At 37.4% G+C, this 4,114-nt stretch carries 4 protein-coding genes and 1 pseudogene; all 5 read left to right on the plus strand.

What is annotated here, in order from left to right; all coding sequences use genetic code 11:
• Nucleotides 1-146: pseudogene (locus tag BP621_RS11680) on the plus strand (IS630 family transposase); the annotation flags it as partial.
• 209 nt (nucleotides 147-355) lie between these two features.
• Nucleotides 356-1,003, plus strand: a complete 648-nt coding sequence (locus tag BP621_RS11685) for a DedA family protein (RefSeq protein ID WP_292390121.1) — start codon at nucleotides 356-358, stop codon at nucleotides 1,001-1,003.
• A gap of 104 nt (nucleotides 1,004-1,107) precedes the next feature.
• Nucleotides 1,108-2,070: a lysylphosphatidylglycerol synthase transmembrane domain-containing protein gene (locus BP621_RS11690; RefSeq protein ID WP_292390126.1), complete on the plus strand. Its 963-nt coding sequence runs from the start codon at nucleotides 1,108-1,110 to the stop codon at nucleotides 2,068-2,070.
• Between the two features lie 489 nt (nucleotides 2,071-2,559).
• Nucleotides 2,560-2,715: a hypothetical protein gene (locus BP621_RS11695; RefSeq protein ID WP_292390122.1), complete on the plus strand. Its 156-nt coding sequence runs from the start codon at nucleotides 2,560-2,562 to the stop codon at nucleotides 2,713-2,715.
• A gap of 35 nt (nucleotides 2,716-2,750) precedes the next feature.
• Nucleotides 2,751-3,236, plus strand: coding sequence for a hypothetical protein (locus tag BP621_RS11700; protein ID WP_292390124.1), 486 nt, complete (start codon nucleotides 2,751-2,753; stop codon nucleotides 3,234-3,236).
• The last annotated feature ends 878 nt before the right edge of the window (nucleotides 3,237-4,114 follow it).

Below are 4,114 nucleotides of genomic sequence, written 5' to 3' on the forward strand. Positions count from 1 at the left end.
AATACTGTTGGAAAGTGACAAGGAAAGACTTAACGTCAATAAAATAATTCAAAAATACTAAAGTATTGAAAGAAGAACTGGAGGAATTTTGGGAGAAACATACATTTAAACATAAAAAGTCGCATTATTTAAAGTGGCGACTATAAATAATCATTAGAACCAAGAGTTACTGAAATTCTTGAGTTATTTTCCTAAAAGCTTAAAAATGAGGAATTTTCGTTTTTGATGGCAGGAGTTAATAGGTTTAAATAGTATCTGATGAGCAAAAAGTTATTGATAAACAAAGAAAGATATATAACTGAAAAATTTTTTCAGCCAATAGTATAAGTAGCATCTATTTGATAGAAGTATTCATATGGTAGATCCAAGCTATTTTGTTGATTTATTCTTGCATCTTGACACTCACTTAAGTGCAATAACAAATGAATATGGTCTATTAACGTATTTACTATTGTTTGCTATTATTTTTTGTGAGACAGGTCTGGTAATAACTCCTTTCTTACCTGGTGATTCTCTCATCTTTGCAACTGGAGCTCTGGCTGCCAGCGGTTCATTCAACTTATTTACTATGTTTGTTGTTCTATGTCTCGCAGCTGTTGCAGGAGATACTGTCAATTATCAGATAGGTCATTTAGTAGGAGATCGAGTAACAAGTTATGAAAATATACGGTTTATTAAACAGGAACACCTTGACCGTACACATGCATTCTTTGAGAAATATGGAGTGAAAACAATAATTCTAGCTCGCTTTGTCCCTGTTATCCGTACCTTTGCACCGTTTGTAGCAGGAATAGGAACAATGCCCTATTCGACGTTCATCAGCTACAATATTGTCGGGGGAATTTCATGGGTAATGTTATTCCTTTTTGGAGGATACTTTTTCGGAAACTTGCCAGTTGTAAAAGATAATTTTAGCTTTGTAATACTTGGAGTAATTTTTGTTTCGTTACTTCCAGGTATTATTGCGTATATTCAGAGCAAACGTGGCCCAGAAAGCATATAATTGAACACAAGGTTCAAAAACAAATTAAAGTTTAGGAGAGTTAAACGGAAAAATTTATTTCATAAAAACGCGATTCTGAACCCTTGTGAGGTATGCTTTTGAAAATGGGAACTTTGGTAAAAGCTATTGTGGTCCTTTTATTACTCACAGCAGGGGTGTTTCTAGTTCGCAGTTACTGGATAAATATCGCACCTATTCTAAAAGAAGTACTAAGCACACTGAGGGAAACAAGGCTACGTTATGTTTTTCTGGCGATTTCAGTATATTTGCTAAGTGTGTACTTATTTTCGGTCCGCTGGCAACAGGTTCTTTCCTGCATTGGTTATGATCTAAAAGCCACAAGCCTTGTTCCCATTTATTTCGGAGCAGTATTTATAAACAATGTTACTCCGGGGGGGAATATGGCGGGAGGAGAATCCTTCAGAATACTTTGGGCCAATAAACTCTTTGGGATCAGCTATACCAACGCTTTCAAAACAATCTTTTTCGAAAGATTGGTTGAAGCAATTCCTGTCGCTTTCTTATCAATTTATATTCTAGACTCATTCCCCTCTTTAGAGGTTAGATTCCTACCACATAGTTTAACTTTAAGAACGATCCATTTATTTTTCTTAGTCTTCCTGGCAGCAGTAATATTAATCTTGGTTTTTCGAGCAAAATTTGTTTCTCTCGTAAAGATTGTGCAGCAAAACTGGAATCAATTCAAAAAATCATTGATTCCTGTTCTCTTATTATCTTGTGGGGTCTGGGTTCTTGATGTAATACGTCTCAAATCGGTTGCTTTAGCCTTGAACATTCACCTCTCTTTAAGCTTGATTATAACAATTTCAATTCTGTCCTTCCTGCTTGGGGCCTTGCCCTTAACCCCAGGGGGACTTGGAATAATTGAAGGAGGGCTGATCTCTTTGCTTCTGTATTTTGGGTTGTCCCTTGCATCTGCGAGCAGTTTCGTTCTTTTAGAGCGTTTTATTTCTTATGGGATCAGCAGCATAATCGGATTTCTGTACCTGTCTTATTATGGAGGCTTTAAGATCTGGAAAAAATCAAAAGAAGAAAAATTAAACTGATCAGCAAATGTTATTTTCCAGAGGCTGATGAAGTTAAGTGCTCCATACATGTCTCTCTTCGGCACAAATCTGAGAATTTAATTCATCTAAAAAGGCAGTGTCTCGAATTTGCTGTAAATTCGAAGCCAAGTTTTTGTACACGGTACATGAAACCGGTCTACTAATATCTATTTTTCGATTCGACAACTTCTTAAAATTTGTAATTTTACAGAAAAATTTGGCACACTGCCTCTAAAATATGTTAGCCTAATTGTAAATTTTCAGGAGGCTTTAATCAAACAGACTTTGATCAGACTCGTTTCAGGCAGGAAATCTTCTTTTGCTCCGATTTTTACTTCGTTTGCGGAAATAGTTGCTCTGATAGAATAGCTGCGATCAGAAATTCCTCCTGAGGACTGGTATGGAAAGGTATTAATTGGAGAAGTATGAGTAATAATATGTGGGTAATATAATTATTACTGAGCCCTTTGATAAAACCGTGAGGTGACAATGATGTGCAGTGTTGGAGACTCGTTTGATCTGGATCTGGAAGGAAAATTGCCGGTTAAAGACTATGTATGTAAGGACTGTGGGAACAGATTCAAAGGCATTGGTAAAAATGTGACATGCCCTTCCTGCCAGTCTAAAAATGTAGCAGAATCCTGATAACTGACTGGATTTTTTAAACACTTATTTTTAAAATGAAAGAATCGACCCCTTCTAAAGACATTTCACTTAAGGAAAGTGAAATGCTTCTCCTGCGCGGCACGGCAGGAACAGTGGCTATTGTGAAAGCAGGCCCACGTGGACAGTTTTTTCTGGAAACTGAAAACGAAGAGATTGTACTCGGACTGGAATCCCATGACCTGATCGTTGCTTCTGCGCTGTCTGTGGATGAGAAAACTGAAAAAGGGCTTAAATGCGTTCTTTTTATGATCAGGGAAATCAGGTCACCATTAATCGTCCTTCCAAAGAACCATCCTGCATCCCCAAGGCTTCCAATCGTAGTGTCGGCTGGGCAAAAGACTATTCTAAGCTGCAATATCACCCCTGGCACGCATCCGAATCAGGACGTACTTTGCGGTTCAAATGAGTTTGACAGTCTTGAGGTAACAGGAACGCTGGAAGGCGTACATATTGAAAATCTGCCAGAGTGTGTGGTAGTAAAGGTTAACTTTGACATCTGACCCGAATATTTTTCCAAGAACAAAAATTAGGGATTTTGGGGGCTTCTGTCTTACGTAGTAGGCTTGATCTGGTCTTTTACAGTACTTGATCTGGCCTTAGATAGTAATTTTGATTTATAGAACGTTTAATTTTGATCTGCGTTAAGTTTAATTAACTCTCTCCACTCATTTTTTGGTATAACTGGTAGTTCAATCTTACAAGCCCCGATGCTATTATATTTCTCCCAGGAAATAATGTAATTGAGGGTTCTATATAGAAAGTGCCAGAATTTCCCTACCCTGGGGATTTCAAAACCCTGCCATTTTTACGCCTCATATACTCAAGTTTAGCTCATTGATGAAGTTTTAAACCCTAGGTTTTTAAAGAAATACCTCAAGTCGCCTTATATTATGATAACGCAGATTTTATTTAATCCTGAAACTTTTCACCCGTATCAGGCCGAAATTTACCCGTAAACAGGACATTTACCGTAAAATACACAGATTTTTTATCTCAGTTCTCTGGGCTGTTTGTTTTCAGGCAGTTCTGGTAGGGGTATAGTATTGATCAGATAAGATTTTAAAAAACTAAAACTCAGAAAAATTTCAGTTAAAGTTGGAGTAATTTATAAAAAAATTATTAATTGGTTTAAAAAACAAAAATTATTTTAGCTCTTTTGAGTTAAATTCACTTTTAAAACCTGTAAATTAGTCCTCTTGAGCGAAGCGAAAAGGACTTCGTGCTCCCGAAACGAAATTCGGGAAGTGAAACCCGGGTGGCGTAACTCGGGAGTACTCAGTGGATTTTTACCACCCGCGTTCCTGAAGTGCTTCCTGTGCAGGGATCATGTCTGCGCTGATGCCTTTCATGCCTGCACCCACGCCTTTTGAAATTTCTG

The sequence above is a fragment of the Methanosarcina sp. UBA5 genome (assembly GCF_002505485.1).
Taxonomy (GTDB): Archaea; Halobacteriota; Methanosarcinia; order Methanosarcinales; family Methanosarcinaceae; genus Methanosarcina.

Coding starts and splice junctions, on each gene's coding strand:
- BP621_RS11695 (WP_292390122.1), top strand. CDS start 2,560: ATGATGTGCAGTGTTGGAGACTCGTTTGATCTGGATCTGGAAGGAAAA.
- BP621_RS11690 (WP_292390126.1), top strand. CDS start 1,108: ATGGGAACTTTGGTAAAAGCTATTGTGGTCCTTTTATTACTCACAGCA.
- BP621_RS11685 (WP_292390121.1), top strand. CDS start 356: ATGGTAGATCCAAGCTATTTTGTTGATTTATTCTTGCATCTTGACACT.
- BP621_RS11700 (WP_292390124.1), top strand. CDS start 2,751: ATGAAAGAATCGACCCCTTCTAAAGACATTTCACTTAAGGAAAGTGAA.